The following is a 17,931-nucleotide window of genomic DNA, read 5'->3' as shown; positions in this document are numbered from 1 at the left end:
AATTTTTAGCTGGCATCAATTTTGATGTCCAAATTTTTGTTCTTCTTATTAAAATAGAAGAAACTTTATTCATTAACGTTTTGTTGTTCAGTTTTCAAGGTTCATTTCTTAATTCACCGCATTCTCTCGCGGCGACTTTTCTATAATACAACGATTTATTCATGAAAGTCAACACTATTTCATAAGTTTTTTATAAGGCACTATTTTCATGTTTAAAATCCATTAGCAAAAAGGGGAAGATGCATGGCTCGTAAATTCGTGGTAACAGTGGCTTTGGCGGTGATATTAACAGTATTCGCTTACCCGCAAAGAGATTCAATCCTTTCTGTTTTTCGTATGACTGAAGAACCCCTAATAATCTCAAAAGGAAATTATGGACAATCTATAATCGTTGAAATTTCTTTTTCGCATGAGGGATTAGAAGAATGGTTACAAACATTGAAACAACCATATCCATTATTAATGTTAGATGCAAAATGGATTGAGCGTTCACCTAAGATTGTTGAACAAATTAAAAATCAAAATATCCCCACTGGACTGCTTGGGGGTAAAGGTGCAGAAGAATCATACACCCTTGATGACTTCAACAGAGATATACAAATCTATGAGAAACATTTCGACCAAAAACCGCTTTGGTTCATGACCTCCGACTATGAATTTAGCCCAACTCTTCAACAAACTGCTTTTAATGAAGAGGTCAACTTAATATCCCCATCCTCAATTTATTCGAAAGACACGTTTCAAAAGATGGATGGTGCAATTGTTTCATTGAGGTTACATGAAAAAACCAAACCCGACTTTGAGGAATATAATAAACTAATTGCAACAGAAAAATTTATTTCTGTAGAAGAAAATGTATTCGGCTATACCATTAAGACGAAAAGAATGCCGCAATAGTGCCTAAGAGGTTCCTTGCCTCATCCACATAACAACAAAAAGGCTAAAACCATCTAAAACGGTTTTAGCCTTTTTTTGCATTTTATATTAGATGGTTTTGCTTTTGGCAAGTTTACGTTCTTTTCTGCGTTCTTCCAACTTTTTACGGTCTTCGTCCGACTTTGCATTATATTTTGGCAACATTAATAACTGGTATGCATTCACCGCAATTAAAGGGAATAATAATAATGCAACATATGTATCGATATTTCCTTGGCGTCCCATTAACGCGATAATCCATTCTAAAGATGTGATAACAATCATGAAAAACATGGATGAAATCAATACATGTTTTTTACCTGTTAGTTTAACTTTTTTTATTGAAGTGGCAATTGCACCAAAAATCAATACAATTAATAGACCTATGTAAAATAACCAGTCTTTTGCACTTTCAGCGGCAGGAACAAATCTGAATAGAATCAAGTCTACAAGCAAAATTATAATTAAAAGCATTTGCACCCAATTCCACAAAGTTAAAGTCTTGAAAATTCCCACGCCTACTTGATGCAGTGTCAGATACGCAAAAAATCCTGCTTGGGCGATAACACTCATAGTACAACCCAATAAAATCATCCAACCGAAAGCAGCGATGAATTCACCAAACTCACCTGCAGCCAAATAAGGCTGGAAGAAGTTCCAACGAATAATGATTCCCGCAATCCCCGTTACAACACCGCCTATTAGCATGCACATTAAGAAAAATTTTACCCAATTTCGTATTGTCACGACTTGATGTCCCCCATTTTTATCTATGTCTCGGCGTATAGCATCTCTCAACTAAAACAAGGAGAGATACCGATGCACTCTACAGAATTCCCCAGCACAAGAAAATGGCTCTAAAAATTCATCAAAAGCATCAAACTATATTTTACCAATGCAAACATAAAAAAGCTATCGCAGTCGGATACATATTATGTCCAAGATTGTGAACAATAATCTAAAGAGAGCCTTTAAGAAAGGACTGAGATTAATGTTTAATCGTATACTTTCCATAATGTTCGTCGTTCTTATACTCGCCAGCTGTTCCGAGCCAGCCAATACAACACTTTCCTATGAAGAAGTAAAAAAGATAATGATGGATTCCATACAAACCGAGGAAGGGAAAGCGGCAGTTCGCCAGCTATTGCAGGATCCGAGTTTCCGCGATCTTTTAGTTCTTGAAAATGACGAAGTAAAAACGGCTATTAACGATACCATGCTCTCCGACAAAGCCAAAGATTTTTGGAAGAAGCAGTTTGAAGATCCAACATTTCAAGAAAAGATGGCAAAAAGCATGAGTGCGGAACAAACCAAGATTATGAAAGAACTCATAAAAGACTCTACCTACCAGGAAGATTTAATTTCCTTTTTTGGACAAGCTGAGATGCAAAAAGAACTTGAAACCATCCTAAAGAGTGCAGCGATGCGCAAGCAAATGGAACAGGTGGTAATGGAGACAATCGAGAGTCCTCTTCTGCAAACAAAATGGCAGGAACTAATCAAGAAAAGTGGAGAAACACAGGAATCCGGCGGCGGTGGTGGAAAATCAGGCGGTGAATCCGGCGGTGGTGGCGGCGGTTCTGACAAATCAGGCGGCGGCTCATAGTGTGAACTGATAAAAGGAGTGATCTCGAAAAGCAAAACTTTCGAGACCACTCCTTTTTTGTTCTAATTATTTTGAAAGCTTATCTATGATGTTTTGCGCTGCTTCCAAGTAGATTTTACCGGTTGGGTGATCCTCTTCATAAACAGAAGGGGCAAAATCTTCATTTGTCCAATCCGGTTGACCGAGTGGGATTTGCCCTAATAAATCTGTACGCAACTCTTCCGCAAGTTTGGGTCCGCCACCCTTACCAAATACATATTCACGCTCACCAGATTTCGATTCGTACCATGCCATGTTTTCAATAACGCCCAAAATATCATGGTTTGTTTGCAACGCCATAGCACCCGCGCGAGCTGCAACAAAGGCTGCTGTTGGGTGTGGAGTTGTCACAATCACTTCTTTTGAAGACGGCAGCATTTGGTGAATATCCAGTGCCACGTCTCCAGTTCCTGGCGGCAGGTCAAGCAGCAAGTAATCGATATCTCCCCATTCTACATCACGGAAGAATTGATCCAATACTTTCCCAAGCATAGGGCCGCGCCAAACAATAGGTGCATTGTTCTCAACAAAGAATCCCATGGAAATAACTTTTACGCCTTTTCGTTCTACCGGGTAGATTCGATCATCTTTCACCACAGGCATTTCCTGGATGCCCATCATATCCGGAACGCTAAAACCATAAATGTCCGCATCAATCAAACCTACTTTTTTCCCCAAGCGAGCTAGTGCCACAGCAAGGTTTACAGACACGGTCGATTTTCCGACGCCTCCTTTTCCTGAGGCAATCGCGATAAATTGAACGGATGATAATGGTGATAATAGATCATGTACTTCAGCCTCTGTAGCAGTTCCGCGGAATTGCTCCAACATTTCCGCAGATAACTCTTCAAAGCGGATACCGACAGTTGACGCTCCCGCTTCTTTTAACACCTCTACAATTTTCATTTGCAGCTGCATTTGCTCCGGTGTATTCGTTTTCGCAATAGCCACTTTCACGCTCACATGATTTTTTTCTTCTTTAATGGATACGTTTATGATGCCATTTGTTTCAGCAAACGTTCTATGTAAAAAAGGATCTTCCAACTTCCCTAACACTTCACGGACTTGTTGTTCGTTAATCACCTGAAACACTCCCCTATTTTGTTTCTTATGCTAGTATAACATGGTGTTATTGTACTACTTATTTGACTTGCACTCCACTATTACCGCTTAATGAAATCGAATCAGGCTACTGCTTAATGGAGTTCAATAATTGCTTCGTATAGGAAATGTCATCCGTAAAATAACCATCGACATTTAATTCTTTCATTTTCGCCTGTTGCTCTTTCATCTTTTCAGCATGGTTGAAAAAAACATGAACTTCCTTTCCCTTACTATGTAGCGCATTCACTGTTTTTACCGTCGCATCGCTAGACTCAAGGCCAATAACAGGAAAATCAACCGCTAATGCTTTATCCAAATTAAAATGTCCTCTTTTAAACAACAGCGTTAAACGTAATTGTGGTGCCAGTTGCCCCATTTTCTTCAGACTTTCTTCAGAAAAAGATTGAATGGCCACCTTCTTTTTATGCAGCAAATTATACTTTGCCAGCAATTGCACCAACTCTTCTTCCATGAGTGTTTTACCATCTACTAATCGAGTTTCAATATAATAATTCTGTGAGCTTCCAAAGGTTTGGAAAACTTCTTCTAAAGTGGGGACTTTCTCCTTGGTTGCCCGGTTGTTATATTCACCGACTGTTTCGTAGGACTTAACTTCTTTTAGGGTTATTTCACTCACTTTTCCGCTTCCATTGGTTGTACGGTCAATCGTTTCATCATGCATGACAATCAATTTCCCGTCTTTCGTCATTCGTAAATCCAATTCAAGAGCATCGACTTTTTCTCCACTCGCAATTTTATAGGACGTAATTGTACTTTCATTAAAACGATCCACTGCCCCACGATGCGCAAAAATTTTAGGTATTTCAACTATACCGGGTTCCGCTTCTATATTCTCCACCTCGACAAACCAGAATACCGCAACGATTAGAAATAGCATGATGATTGAAATCGTGATTTGTTTTTTGTGCATATAGAGTCCACCCCTTTTCAGTCATTCTATGTATATCATGAACTTTTTTATAAATTAGAAAGAGAATAAAACGAGTGCTGACTCGCTTTATTCCCTTAACCCTTTACTTATTCATCTATTTTCTATTCACCGCGTGCAGCATTTGCCTGTTCGATCGCTGCATTGAATTGTTCAACAGCCGTGTTGTAAGCTTCATCTACTTCTCCGCCATTATATACCTTTTCAAGTGCAGTCTCCATGATTTTACGGCCTTCTGGCAGCATATCCATCAAAGCACCTTGAGTTGCATAAGAAGCTTTTGTATCTTGTAATTGATTAACTGTTACTTGTAATTGCGGTTTTTCTGCATATGCATCTTTTACTGTTTGTTCTTCATAAGCAGCTGGATTAATGGCAAAGTATCCTGTACCAACATGCCACTCGGCTTGTACTTCCGGAGTTTGCAAGTATTTCATGAATTCCCATGCCGCTTTTTGCTCTTCTTCCGGCTTGCCATCAATCATCCAAAGACTTGCTCCGCCAATAACAACACCTTGGCGTTCTTTATCTTCAGGGTGTGGTAAATAAGCGATTCCCACTTCAAATGGCGCATTATCGATAACATCTCTTGAGCTTGCAGAAGATTGCAGGAACATCGCTACATCGCCAGCCAAGAAACCAGCCATCATGTTATCTCCGTTTGTTCCATAGTTTGCGAATGTTCCATCATCCACCATTTGTTTTACCCAATTAAAGATCGACTTTCCTTCTTCTTCCGTCCAGCCAATTTCAGTTGGCGTTCCTGTACGGCCATTGTCGTTGTTTAACAATAAAGCACCTTGGTTCGCTAGAAGTTGCTCCCATAACCAGCCATAAGCTTGAAGAGCAAAGCCTTTCATATCCGGATTAGATTCGACAATTGCCTTATTTGCTTCGATAATTTCTTCAAATGTTGCAGGGGGAGCTTCCGGATCAAGACCTGCTGCTTCAAAAGCCTCTTTATTGTAATACATTACTGGTGTTGAAGAGTTGAATGGCATTGAATAGAACGTACCATCCAATGAATAATAATTAACGATATTTTCTTCCAAGCCGCTCATATCATACCCATCTGCATCGATAAACTCTTGGATTGGCGTAATTTGGCCACTGTTAATCATCGATTTTGTACCAATTTCAAACGTTTGGATCATTGATGGAGCACTATCGGTACCAGCTACTGCATTGAATTTAGTTAAGGATTCATCATATTCCCCTTGGTATTCTGCATTAACCTGAATTTCATCTTGCGAACTGTTAAAAGATTCAACAATTGAATTTAATGCCTCTTGTCCAGCGCCACCCATTGAGTGCCAGAACGTGACAACTTGTTTTTCTTTTGTATCTGAAGATTCAGCTTCTACTTCTGTTTCTCCGCTTGAACTTTCATTTGAGCTGCATGCTGCTAAAAATACCACTAGCAACAACATCATAAAAGATGTTAAAAAATGTTTTCTCATTTTCCATACTCCTTTTTCTGTCTCATTTATCTATTTATCCTTTCTTTTACAAAAGGTATAAACCTTATTTAATAGCTCCTTCTGTTAAGCCTTTTTGTAATTGTTTCTGTCCCAGGAACAACAGAATCATCGTTGGAATGATGACGATAATCGCACCCGACATAATGACTCCCCAGTCGTTCAACTGCTCTTGTGTTTGAAGCTGTTTCAACCCGATCTGAACCGTTCTTACTGTGTCATTCGTCGTTGATAGCAATGGCCATAAATACATATTCCATGAAGTTAGGAACCCATAAGCCCCTAAAGTGACCAGGCTGGTTTTAGCAACGGGCAAAACGACCTTTAAATAGAATTTGAAATCGCCCATTCCGGCAATTTGACTTGCTTCCCTTAACTCTTTCGGAATTTGTTTAAAGTTTTGTCTAAGCAGGAACGTACCGAAAGCAGTTGCGAAAAACGGTACAGTTAAACCGGGATATTGATCGATCCAACCTAAATCCCGGATAATGTGGAAATTCGGGATAATGGATGCTTCAAATGGAACCATCATCGTAGCGATAAACAAGAAAAACAAGAGGTCCCTGCCTTTAAACTCCAGGAATACAAAGGCATAGGCAGCCAAACTCGATAAAATCAGCTGTCCAATTGTAATCGCAATGGCCACAATGAAACTATTGAGCAAATATTTCAATAACGGAAACTGCTCAAAAGCTTTAATATAATTATCAAAAGATAATGATTGGGGAAGGCTTCCCGTCATAATGTCCTTGTTATCCATAAAACTCATGACAAAGGCCAATAACGCCGGGGCGAAGACGACAAGTGCCGAAATGGAAAGCAAGAAATAAAATAGTATTTTTTTGCTGATTGGCATGGTCATTGATAATGAACCTTCCTTTCACCAAGTTTAAATTGAATGATCGTCATAATCAGGATGATGACGAAAAGGACGATTGCCTGCGCACTGGCTGTACCAAACTGGTAGTTGGTAAAGGCTTCGCGGTAAATCGAATAAACGATCAGGTTCGTAGTATTTTGAGGACCACCCTGCGTCAAAATATCGATTTGTCCAAATGTTTGAAAAGCATTAATAATGGTTACTGTAATAACAAAGAATAAAGTTGGCGATAACATCGGAATCGTAATTCTTCTTAATTTATAAAAATAGCTTGCACCATCGATATCTGCGCTTTCATATAAGTAGGAATCAATCGACTGAAGACCACCAAGCAAAACGAGGAAGGTAAACCCGAGATTCATCCAAATGGTTGTTACGGCAACAGCGATCAATGCCCATTTCGGATCCGTCAGCCATCCAATGGATTCCATTCCAATCATTTCGAGAATTCCATTGATAAAACCGATTGATGGATGGAACAGGTATAACCAAAATACCGATGCAGCCGCTACCGAAATTCCCATCGTGGATGTGAAAATGGTTCTGAAAAAACCAATTCCTTTTAGTTTCTCATTTGCCAAAACCGCTAAAAACAAGGCAATGATAATTGTCGTGGGTACGGTGTAAAGGACAAATAAAAATGTTGATTTCATGCTTTGATGAAATATAGGGGAAGCAAACATCCCCAAATAGTTCTGCAGTCCAACAAATACCGTTGTTTCACCACGCGCATTCGTTAAAAAGAAACTCAAATATAGCGTTTTAAACAAAGGATAAAATAAGAACACGCCAAATAATAGGAGGGAAGGCAATAAAAACAGCATCCCTTTTGCAAAAGTTCTTATTCGTTGTTTTCTTTTTACACTTTCATAGTTAATCTCCGGGATTTCCGTCGATTCAATCATCGGATTGCTCATATTCATATTGCTACAACCTCCCGTTTAAGAGAGGATGTTGCCGCTTGAATCAAGTTCCCCGTGTCCTCGTCAAAGAAGCACATATTCTCTACTGAAATTTGTACTGGCACTCGATCGCCCACACCAACGAGCCATTGCCCTAGCCATTTTGCTGTCCAGAGTTTTGACCCCACTTCAAAAGAAATCAATGTTTCATTTCCCAGCTGTTCCACATTAACAATTTCAACCGTTTGGACTCCATCCTTTTCAGCTCCATGAGGGATATGTTCCGCTCGGATCCCAACCACCAATTGGCGATTTTGAAACTTTGCCAGTATTTGCTCATGGTTAAATGGAATAGTAAAGACATCTTCTATAACAAGGTTTGATTCCTTTAACTTGGCCTTCCCTAAATTCATCTTCGGCGACCCTATAAACGTCGCAACAAATAAGTTGGACGGTTTATTGTAAAGTGCAATCGGTTCGCCTACTTGCTGAATGATCCCATCGTTTAATACCATGATGCGATCTCCCATTGTCATGGCTTCAACTTGGTCATGCGTTACATAAATCATCGTTAGGCCCAGTTTCTTTTGCAAACGGCGAATTTCAATTCTCATATTTGCCCGTAACTTTGCATCCAGGTTCGATAGAGGCTCGTCCATCAAACAAAGGGGGGCATCACTAACCACTGCGCGCGCCAAGGCAACTCGCTGCCTTTGACCTCCGGATAGCTCACGCGGCTTTCGCTTTAGCAAGTCACTTAACCCCATCATCTCCGCAGTTTCTAAAAGTCTTTTCTTTTGAGTTGCTTTATCGATTTTTTTGGCGTTAAGCCCGAATAGTATATTTTGTTCAACTGTTAAGTGTGGATAGAGTGCGTAGTTTTGAAATACCATTGAAAGATTGCGGTCCTTTGGTGGAAGATGGTTCACAATATTTCCGTTAATTTTCAGCGTGCCTCCAGAAATATCTTCAAGCCCTGCAATCATGCGAAGCAATGTACTTTTCCCCGAACCCGAGGGACCGACCAGAACAAAAAATTCACCTTTTTCTATCTGTAAGTCGATACCATTCAATACATCGCTTTGCTTGTTGTAAGACTTTGAAATATCCATCAGTTCGATGTAGCCCATACATAGACCTCCTTCATATAACTACATCTATTCAACCATATTAATTTGGTGAAAACAGCGTATCGGGGGACTTTTTACAACTATTATCAATGGGTCCATATTCTTTACAGTAGCGTGAAAACTTGTTAACAAAATTAAAAAACCATTCACAATCACTGTGAATGGTTTAGAGCAACTTATCATTATGTACTGTTTTGCAGATTGGCTAAGGCAATAAGCAACTATTTCATACATAACAATAATTCGATCTTATTCAAACTCCAAACTTACATATCCTTCAACGCCATCTACAATAGCTGTCGCCATCTTTTCTTGATAATCCTTGCTGGACAACAATTGGCGTTCTTCGTTATTGCTCAAGAAACCTGTTTCAATTAATACGGAAGGCACTTCCGTCTTCTTTAATAGATAGATTTGTTTAATGGCCAATGCTTCACGATCGGTATTTTGAAGCGATTCTTTAATCGTCGATTGTATGGATTTTGCAAGCAATTCACTGTTGGGATGTCCATCTTTATGGTAAAACACTTGTGCACCCCGCCATTTTTCCTCAGGTATTGCATTTGCATGAATAGTCAAGAAAATATCAGGTTTATTTGATTTCACAAGATCCGCACGCAAGAAGATATCCTGCTTTTTTCTTTCGCGCAGCGTTCCAAATTCCTCGCTTGGCGCATGTTCCTCTATGACATCTCCATCTGTTGTACGCGTCATCACTACTTCAGCACCTAAACGCTTCAATTGCTTTTGAACCTTTTCAGCAATCGCAAGTGTGATATCTTTTTCAACCACTTCCCCGGATGATGCACCACCATCAATTCCGCCATGCCCTGCATCGATTACAATTTTAACGCCGCCTAATGGTTCAGGCAAAAAGAAACTTCGATCGGAGGCGCTTGTCTCATAAAAAACCAGTCCCAAACAGGCCAATAAAATGACACCTAGTGCAATCCATCTTTTCAAACATTTACACCGCCTTTGCAACCTTTTGCACTACTATACGCAAAAAAATGGACGAGTATGCGTAAAGTACTTTAATTCATTGTTCATCAAAATAATAAAGAACACGCTAAATCATCGTATGTTTAGCGTGTCCCAATTATTTCTGCCATTCAAATTTCACTGTACTTGCAATTCGTGCTGCAAAGAAGAATAGAAACCGTTTCTCGCCATTAAGGAATCATGATTGCCCTGCTCCAGAATACACCCATCTTTAATCACCAAGATTTGATCAGCATTTTCAATCGTTTTCAACCGATGGGCAATGACAAAGCTAGTCCTTCCTTTCATTAAGTTATGCAGGCCTTTTTGGATTTGTACCTCTGTCATCGTATCAACGCTGGATGTCGCTTCATCCAAAATCAGAATGTCCGGGTCTTCCAGAATGGCCCGCGCAATGGCGATTAACTGGCGTTGCCCCTGGCTTAAGTTCATGCCTCCCGACACAAGGATTGTGTCATAGCCTTGTGGCAAGTATTTAATAAAATTGTGTGCATAAGCAATTTTTGCAGCGTGTTCCACCTCTTCATCGGTTGCCTGCAGCTTGCCATAACGGATATTTTCCCGGATTGTTCCCGAAAATAAATACGTATCCTGCAAAACGACGCCAATATGGCCGCGCAGATTTTCAATTTTATATTTCGCAATATTTTGGCCATCTATTTTTATTTCTCCATGCTGCACATCGTAAAAACGGTTGATGAGCTGAATAATCGATGTTTTCCCAGACCCAGTCGGTCCAACAAGCGCAATGGTTTCTCCGGCTTTTGCATGAAACGTGAGATCATGCAGTACGGGTTTGCTTTTCTGGTAATAAAAGCGAACGTTCTGGAACTCAACTTCCCCGTCATAGTGATCTTTTGAAATAGCGTTCGGAACATCCGCCGCCTCTCGTTGCTCATCCAGTATTTCAAACACCCGTTCCGCCCCGGCAACCGCGGATTGGAAAGTATTCAATAAATTCGACAATTGGTTGATCGGACGGAAAAATTGTCTTGTATATGTAACAAAAGAAGCAATGACTCCAACCGTGACGCCATAGCCGCCAATTGCCATGAATGCACCAACGCCAATGACCAAACCAATCCCCAGGTTATTGATAAAGTTATTGATGGGACCAAGAAAGCCGGATGCAATATCTGCCTTTAACGCTGAAGCGCGAAGTTTTTCATTGGCTTCTTTAAATTGCTCGATTGTCTTTTGTTCTTTTCCAAATAGTGTTGTAATATTGGCATTTGAAACGGTCTCTTCAATAAAGCCATTTAAATTGCCCAAATCCCTCTGACGTGCTACAAAGTTCTTGCTGCTCCGCTTAATAATCTGTTTTGTGGACCAAATAATAATGGGAATCACTAGCAATGTCACAACGGCCAATACCCCGTTTAAAGCAAACATTGCAATTCCCGTTCCCACTACTGTTAAAACGGTTGAAACGATTTGAATAACGCTTTGCGATAAAGCAGCATTCAAATTTTCAATATCATTGGTCATGCGACTCATCAAATCGCCCTGTTGCCGTTTATCGAAAAATGAGATTGGCAAGGATTGAAACTGTTCAAACAAATGCTGACGCAATTGGTTAATCGTGTTTTGAGCTACCCGAATCATGACAAAAGTCTGCAGCCAGGCAAATGCCGCGGCCACAATATAGATTCCCGCCAAAACCAAAGTCATACGGATGGCACCTTCAACATCCCCTGTTAAAATATGCTCATCAATAATGATTCCAATCATCAAGGGACCCAGCAAACTTAAAGTCGACGACAGAATGACGAAAACGACGGAACTAATCAAGCCGAAACGCTGGTTTTTTAAATAGGTCCAAATTCGGTCCAGCGTGGCTTTTTGATTTTTTGCTTTCTCGGCAGGACCATTGAATCTTGGTCCTGGATGCCTTCCAACTGGTCGAGGTCCTGCAGGGCGTGCACCAGGTTTATTCATTTAAAGTCCCCCCTCTTACCAACTGGGTTGAAACAATTTCCTGATATGCAGGATTCGCTTCCAACAGTTCATCATGCGTTCCCTGTCCAACAATCTCGCCATCATCCAACACCAAAATTTTATCTGCATGACGAATCGATGAAACCTTGGATGATATAATGAATTTCGTACTATCCTTGAAGTTTTCCTTGATCGCATTTTGAATTTTGCTCTCCGAGATGCTATCAACTGCCGAAGTGGTATCATCCAGTATTAAAATAGCAGGTTTTCGAATAAAAGCACGCGCCATTGCCAACCGCTGCTTTTGGCCTCCGGATAAGTTGGCCGCGCCTTGTGCCACCGTGTACTGCGCTTTGTCCTCAAACTTTTCTACAAATTCCAGGGCACACGAAGATTCCAATGCTTCGATTAACTCCTCCAAGCTGGCACTTTCATCCCCATACTTAACATTTTCCTCGATTGTTCTTGAAAATAACGTCGCCTTTTGAGGTGCATAGCCAATTGCCGCGCGCAACGCTTGTAAGTCATATTGCTCAATTGGGCGGTCATCTATTTTAATAACCCCTTGGTCGGCATCATAGAGTCTGGGAATCAATTGCACGATGGTTGTTTTTCCGCTTCCCGTCATCCCTATGATTCCGATGGTTTCCCCGGCATTGGCCTTGAAAGAGATATTCTTCAACACGGGTTCACTGTTTTTATTGTACGCAAAGCTTACATTTTCGAATGTCACCGCTCCTTTAATGGAACCGGTGAATGGTTGTTCATTATTGTGTATTTCCGATTTTTCCTTTAACACGGCATCGATTCGATTTGCACTCGGAACAGCCCGTGCAATTAGCATTAGTACGTGCGTAGAGCTCATTAAACCGCCCATAATCATCATTAAATAGTTGATAAAGGCTAAAATCATCCCTACTTCAATTGTATCGTTTTCTACTTTAATGGCACCCAGCCATAACGCAGCTATAATTCCCATATTAACAACAAATACTGTTAAAGGCATTAAAATGCCGATGATTTGCTCTGCATGAATGTTGCGTCTCATTAGCGCCCCATTCACCGCTGTGAACTGTTCAATTTGATGCTGTTTGCGGTTGTAGGCTTTAATGACGCGTATTCCCGCCAAATTTTCTTGAACGCGAGTGTTGACCGCATCCACTGCCTCCTGGACCTTTAAAAACATTTTCCCGGAGATTTTTGAAAAATAGATGATGGCGATTGCCAAGATTGGCACAACAACCAATAATATTGGAAATAACTCTCGTGCTGTCAGAAAAACAATCAAGATGGCCCCCATAAATGTTAACGGGCCACGCACAAAAACCTTCAGCAGCATTGTCAACGCCCGCTGCAGCATTTCTACATCGCTTGTTATGTTGGTTATGAGTTTTCCAAGTGTAAAATGATCTTTATTTTTATTCGAAAAATATGTAATGGTTTCATATAATTCCTGCCGAATGTCCGCCGCAAAATTGATGGCGGTCTTGGATGCATAAATCGAACATCCCGCACCCCCTATTAAACCGATGATTGCACAAAGAATCATTAATCCAAACATTTTCACCACATAGGATGTATCCCCTGCGGCAATGCCTCGATCGATAATATGCTGCATGATGGTAGGCTGAACCAAATCCATGCTCACTTCCAGCACCATCAATAATGGTGCAATCAATGCAAACGCCACATAGGGCTTTAAATATTTTTTCAAAGATAAAACGGCTTGCATGGTGTCCCTCTCTTCTATTAATTCAAATACGCCTCGGCGTATATTTTATACAGTAGGATACCAAATTACAACCGGCTTTTCTGGCAATGCCATACATTTCTCTTCTTCCACACGCCCAATAAATACCATATAATAGCCATATCTCAATAAGTGGGGGAATGACTTATGAAACTACGAGTTTCCGCTGTGCAATATCATTTACATACAATCGAGTCATTTGAGGATTTTGCTCATCAAAGCGAACACTATATTAAAGCAGCATTGGAATTTGATACGGAGTTTATCTTATTTCCTGAGTTTTTTACCACTCAATTGCTTTCAATCAAAGGGAAAAACGGACATGTTTTAACCATTGATGATTTACCTTCTTTTACGAATCAGTACCGCACTTTATTTTCTAAGTTGGCCAAACAATATAACCTCCATATTATTGCGGGAACACATGTGGTCGAAGTGAATGGAAAACTTCGAAATTCCGCGCACTTATTTTATCCCGATGGACGAATAGGCACCCAGGAGAAGCTTCATATTACCCCGACCGAAGTGCATGAGTGGAATATGTCGAAAGGCGACGGTCTAGAGGTGTTCGAAACGGATAAGGGAACGATCGCTCTGTTGACTTGTTATGACATTGAATTTCCGGAGATTGTTCGAATGGCTAGGGCAAAAGGGGCGGATGTCATTTTTTGCCCTTCTTGTACGGATGATCGTCATGGCTTCCATCGTGTACGTTATACAAGTCACGCCCGCGCAATCGAGAATCAGGTGTATGTCGTGTTGACTGGGACAGTAGGTGCACTGCCAACAGTTGATTTTATGCGCGCCAACTTCGGGCAAGCCGCCATTATTACACCAAATGATATCCCGTTTCCTCCAAAAGGTTTGTTGGCGGAAGGTGAAATTAATCAAGACATGCTTATTACAGCCGACCTGGATTTAAATCTTCTCTACCAAGTACGCGAAAAAGGTTCTGTTACAACTTGGCGCGATCGGCGAATCGATCTTTACCCTGATTTTGAAATACCTTTTAAATAGGGGGCATCTAGTATGTATCGAAACGAGCAGTGGTTATTTTATAATGGAACGCCCATGAAAATTGTTGTTCGCAATTATACAGAAAACGATTTTGATGAATTAATCGCGATTCAAGCCGAATGTTTTCCTCCGCCTTTTCCTTCTGAATTGTGGTGGAACAAAGAACAATTAACAAATCATGTTGCCTTATTCCCGGAAGGTGCTTTATGTGTTGAGATGAATAGTCAGATTGTCAGCTCAATCACTGGCGTATGCATTTCATTCGATTCTTCCCGTCCGTCCCATACTTGGTCTGAAGCAACAGATGATGGATATATCCGGAATCATGATTGTAACGGGGATACACTTTATATAGTGGATATTAGTGTTCGCCCCGCATTTCGGTCTTTAAGCCTTGGGAAAATCATGATGCAAGCCATGTATCATGTAGTGGTGAATAGTGGACTAGAGCGTCTTCTGGGCGGCGGCAGGATGCCTGGATATCATAAACACGCAGGCGATTTGTCCGCTCAAGAATACGTCGATAAAGTTGTCAGCCATGAAATACACGACCCAGTCATTTCGTTTCTATTAAAGTGTGGACGGCTGCCGATCACGGTAGTGGAGAATTATTTGGAGGATAAAGAATCCCATAATTACGGTGTGCTGATGGAGTGGAAAAATCCCTTTAAATAGTTGTACCATACTAAAAGCTTCTTTCACATTGAAGAAAGAAGCTTTTTTCATCTTTTTATTGGTTGTTGCGAAGGTTTTCCTGCGCCATCTTGACAAGTTCCTTCACCATGCTTCCCCCAAGGCGGCCGCCTACTTTTCCGGCTTGCTCGGACGTCAGCTTTCCATTATATCCTTCTTTTAAGGGAACGCCAACTTCCTCCGCAATTTCAAACTTAGCTCGCTCGGGATCGGTCGTACCGGCAACCTTTGCCTTTAATTCATCAAGGCCTTGTCTTGCTTCCGGTACGAGAATTTTATTTCGGTTCCTTCTTGCCATGTTCTCGCCTCCTTTTCATTAGCATGTCCGAAACCGCGCGGAACATGTTGAAATGGAAAAGAAATTACTGCAGCCCTGCCTCTGTTTTGCGTTAGTATACCCTTGAATTGTGTACTTTTTATACTCCAGCCATTCCTTATTCCAACCAACAATATATCTTCAACATAATTACCAATTTTATTTACAATTTAATATAAAATACTATTTTTTAGGTTAAAAAGTTATAGATATTTATAAAAAAATGGGTGTAAAGTTTTATCTCTAATGATATATTTGTTTTTAGCAGAGAAGGTGGAAAGCGTTTCCTTTCCTCTGCATAGACCGCAATATATTAGAGGAGATTATGATGAAAAGTATTAAGGGGAAGATTCTAGCAGGTTTTGCTGTTGTTTTAATCATTTTATTGGTAATGGCCATTAACAGCTACAGAACGATTTATTCTTTTTCTAATGATTTTAAAGATATAAGCTCAAACGATATAGCCTTTTTGGAATCTTCCAATTCCATGAAATTTAGTGTAGTCAATCGGGCAAAAATTGCACGTGATTATGTTCTTTTTAATAGAGAAGAATTTAAAGTGAAATTTTTGGAAGAGACGGACAAGGCGATTGAAACGGATAAGGCTCTTCAAGAAGCCATCTCAACCGGCCGCTTCACAAGCGAAGTGAAAAGTGCTTTTAAGGATGCACAAGAAAAGACAGTCCGATGGAGAGTGCTTGTAACGGAAGAGATTATTCCTCTTTATGATCGTGGCGATCGGGATGGAGCCATTCGTTTGATGGAGGAAAGATGTCTTCTTTATAGTCAGGAAGCAATCGATGCATGGGTCAATGTAGTTGAACTTCAAAATAGCCAGATGAAAGACAAAACACTTGAATTGCAGTCATCTGCTTTACAGGCTGAAGTTGTCATTTTGGTCACTTCAGTTTTAGCCATTGTCGCTGCAATTGCCGTAGCTCTATATAATGCCAATAATATTTCCAAAGCGATTTCGTTGGTAGTGGAACGTTTGGAAGCAATCGCAAAAGGTGATCTGCGCGGCAATATGCCTGAAACAGTATCCAAGGATGAAATGGGCCGACTGATACGGTCTACCAATACTATGACAACAAATTTAAAAGCTCTGATGACCAAAGTTTCGGAGACCACAAACCAATTAGCAGCATCTTCCGAACAGTTTGCTTCTTCTGCTGAGCACTCTTCCGCTTCCACAGAACAAGTAACTATGTCTATTCAAGAAATCGCTGCGGGTGCTGAAACGGCTTCTCAAAGCGCTAGGGAATCTCTCCGTGCGATGAATGATGTTTCCATTGGCATGCAGGAAATTGCCGAAACATCTGCTGGAGCAGCGAATGAATCACAAAACACAACAAAACAGGCTATAGAAGGGCATACAAGCATTCAGAAAGCCGTAAATCAGATGGAGGCGATCAAGAACTCCGTTGGCACCACTTCCAAACTGGTCACAAACCTTGAAGTACGCTCCAAAGAAATTGGACAAATCGTTGAAGTCATTACAAGCATTGCAGACCAAACCAATTTATTGGCGTTGAATGCAGCGATTGAAGCTGCACGAGCCGGAGAACATGGGAAGGGGTTTGCGGTAGTTGCTGAGGAAGTTCGCAAGCTGGCTGAGCAATCAAAACTTTCCGCGGACAGTATCACGCAGCTGATTCTTCAAATTCAAAATGATACGATGATAGCTGTTGAATCAATGGATCAAGGGACAAAAGAAGTAGAAAACGGAACAGATGTCATTGCAGAGGCGGGAGAAACATTTGAGAGCATTCTGGAATCCATTCGACTAGTTTCTGAGAAAATTGAAGAAGTCTTCACTTCTGCTGGACAAATGGCCGCTTCCTCCCAACAAGTCAATACAACCATCCATTCTTTAACAGAGATTGCCCAAAACACTTCTTCAAACTCCCAAAATGTGGCCTCAGCATCCGAAGAACAGCTGGCCACGACACAAGAGATTACTGCATCCGCTACATCTTTGAGTGTTCTTGCGGAAGAGCTAAGAGAAGAAATTAGCAAATTTAAATTCTAGACAGAAAAGACCGGATCATTTCGGTCTTTTTCTTTATTCCCACTTATCTCTATACTTATATATATCTTTCGGAAGCTTTTGCATTTCTTTATCTTCAGCTAGCAGGGTTTTAGTGCAATAAAGGAGCTTTTAAGTTAAAGAATTGAAGGATTTTAAGACTAGTATCTTTCGAAGGCATTA

Annotated in this window: 16 protein-coding genes; 5 read left to right on the top strand and 11 right to left on the bottom strand. The window is 40.6% G+C overall.

Going from position 1 to position 17,931, the window contains the following annotated elements; genetic code table 11:
* The first annotated feature begins 243 nt into the window (after window positions 1–243).
* Window positions 244–897 (top strand): hypothetical protein, encoded by a 654-nt coding sequence (locus tag D1B33_RS11710; protein ID WP_118876579.1) that lies wholly within the window; start codon window positions 244–246, stop codon window positions 895–897.
* Window positions 898–984: 87 nt separating this feature from the next.
* Here D1B33_RS11710 and D1B33_RS11705 read toward each other — a convergent pair whose 3' ends face one another.
* Window positions 985–1,662, bottom strand: a complete 678-nt coding sequence (locus tag D1B33_RS11705) for a KinB-signaling pathway activation protein (protein ID WP_118876578.1) — start codon at window positions 1,660–1,662, stop codon at window positions 985–987.
* A gap of 244 nt (window positions 1,663–1,906) precedes the next feature.
* Here D1B33_RS11705 and gerD point away from each other — a divergent pair, with 244 nt between their 5' ends.
* On the top strand, window positions 1,907–2,521 hold the full coding sequence (gene gerD / locus D1B33_RS11700; RefSeq protein WP_118876577.1) for a spore germination lipoprotein GerD: 615 nt from the start codon (window positions 1,907–1,909) through the stop codon (window positions 2,519–2,521).
* 66 nt (window positions 2,522–2,587) lie between these two features.
* Here gerD and D1B33_RS11695 read toward each other — a convergent pair whose 3' ends face one another.
* From D1B33_RS11695 to D1B33_RS11655, 9 genes are all read right to left on the bottom strand, one after another.
* Window positions 2,588–3,643: an Mrp/NBP35 family ATP-binding protein gene (locus tag D1B33_RS11695; RefSeq protein WP_118876576.1), complete on the bottom strand. Its 1,056-nt coding sequence runs from the start codon at window positions 3,641–3,643 to the stop codon at window positions 2,588–2,590.
* Window positions 3,644–3,749: 106 nt separating this feature from the next.
* The gene (locus tag D1B33_RS11690) at window positions 3,750–4,595 is read right to left on the bottom strand and encodes a glycerophosphodiester phosphodiesterase (protein ID WP_118876575.1); all 846 of its coding nucleotides are present in this window, start codon (window positions 4,593–4,595) and stop codon (window positions 3,750–3,752) included.
* Window positions 4,596–4,717: 122 nt separating this feature from the next.
* Complete coding sequence (locus D1B33_RS11685) at window positions 4,718–6,073, bottom strand: ABC transporter substrate-binding protein (RefSeq protein WP_118876574.1); 1,356 nt, start codon at window positions 6,071–6,073, stop codon at window positions 4,718–4,720.
* A 64-nt stretch (window positions 6,074–6,137) separates the two neighbouring features.
* Window positions 6,138–6,953 (bottom strand): carbohydrate ABC transporter permease, encoded by an 816-nt coding sequence (locus D1B33_RS11680; RefSeq protein ID WP_199677401.1) that lies wholly within the window; start codon window positions 6,951–6,953, stop codon window positions 6,138–6,140.
* Window positions 6,950–7,876: a carbohydrate ABC transporter permease gene (locus D1B33_RS11675; RefSeq protein ID WP_407656725.1), complete on the bottom strand. Its 927-nt coding sequence runs from the start codon at window positions 7,874–7,876 to the stop codon at window positions 6,950–6,952. Before D1B33_RS11675 ends, D1B33_RS11680 begins: the two co-directional genes overlap by 4 nt.
* 14 nt (window positions 7,877–7,890) lie before the next feature.
* Window positions 7,891–9,003: an ABC transporter ATP-binding protein gene (locus tag D1B33_RS11670; protein WP_118876573.1), complete on the bottom strand. Its 1,113-nt coding sequence runs from the start codon at window positions 9,001–9,003 to the stop codon at window positions 7,891–7,893.
* Between the two features lie 249 nt (window positions 9,004–9,252).
* Window positions 9,253–9,966 carry an N-acetylmuramoyl-L-alanine amidase gene (locus D1B33_RS11665; protein WP_118876572.1) on the bottom strand — a complete coding sequence of 238 codons (714 nt, stop codon included), beginning with the start codon at window positions 9,964–9,966 and terminating at the stop codon, window positions 9,253–9,255.
* A gap of 156 nt (window positions 9,967–10,122) precedes the next feature.
* Complete coding sequence (locus tag D1B33_RS11660; RefSeq protein ID WP_118876571.1) at window positions 10,123–11,943, bottom strand: ABC transporter ATP-binding protein; 1,821 nt, start codon at window positions 11,941–11,943, stop codon at window positions 10,123–10,125.
* Entirely contained in the window at window positions 11,936–13,675 is a 1,740-nt protein-coding gene (locus tag D1B33_RS11655) for an ABC transporter ATP-binding protein (protein WP_118876570.1), read from the bottom strand. The genes D1B33_RS11660 and D1B33_RS11655 overlap by 8 nt, the downstream gene beginning before the upstream one ends.
* 165 nt (window positions 13,676–13,840) lie before the next feature.
* Here D1B33_RS11655 and D1B33_RS11650 point away from each other — a divergent pair, with 165 nt between their 5' ends.
* Window positions 13,841–14,710 (top strand): carbon-nitrogen hydrolase family protein, encoded by an 870-nt coding sequence (locus D1B33_RS11650; protein ID WP_118876569.1) that lies wholly within the window; start codon window positions 13,841–13,843, stop codon window positions 14,708–14,710.
* Window positions 14,711–14,722: 12 nt separating this feature from the next.
* Entirely contained in the window at window positions 14,723–15,385 is a 663-nt protein-coding gene (locus D1B33_RS11645; RefSeq protein WP_118876568.1) for a GNAT family N-acetyltransferase, read from the top strand.
* 55 nt (window positions 15,386–15,440) lie between these two features.
* Here D1B33_RS11645 and D1B33_RS11640 read toward each other — a convergent pair whose 3' ends face one another.
* Complete coding sequence (locus D1B33_RS11640) at window positions 15,441–15,701, bottom strand: alpha/beta-type small acid-soluble spore protein (protein WP_118876567.1); 261 nt, start codon at window positions 15,699–15,701, stop codon at window positions 15,441–15,443.
* A gap of 343 nt (window positions 15,702–16,044) precedes the next feature.
* Here D1B33_RS11640 and D1B33_RS11635 point away from each other — a divergent pair, with 343 nt between their 5' ends.
* Complete coding sequence (locus tag D1B33_RS11635) at window positions 16,045–17,751, top strand: methyl-accepting chemotaxis protein (RefSeq protein ID WP_118876566.1); 1,707 nt, start codon at window positions 16,045–16,047, stop codon at window positions 17,749–17,751.
* Window positions 17,752–17,931 lie beyond the last annotated feature (180 nt).

It is taken from the genome of Ureibacillus yapensis, from assembly GCF_003515775.1.
Taxonomy (GTDB): Bacteria; Bacillota; Bacilli; order Bacillales_A; family Planococcaceae; genus Ureibacillus; species Ureibacillus yapensis.
This window is presented reverse-complemented; position numbering and strand designations above follow the sequence as displayed.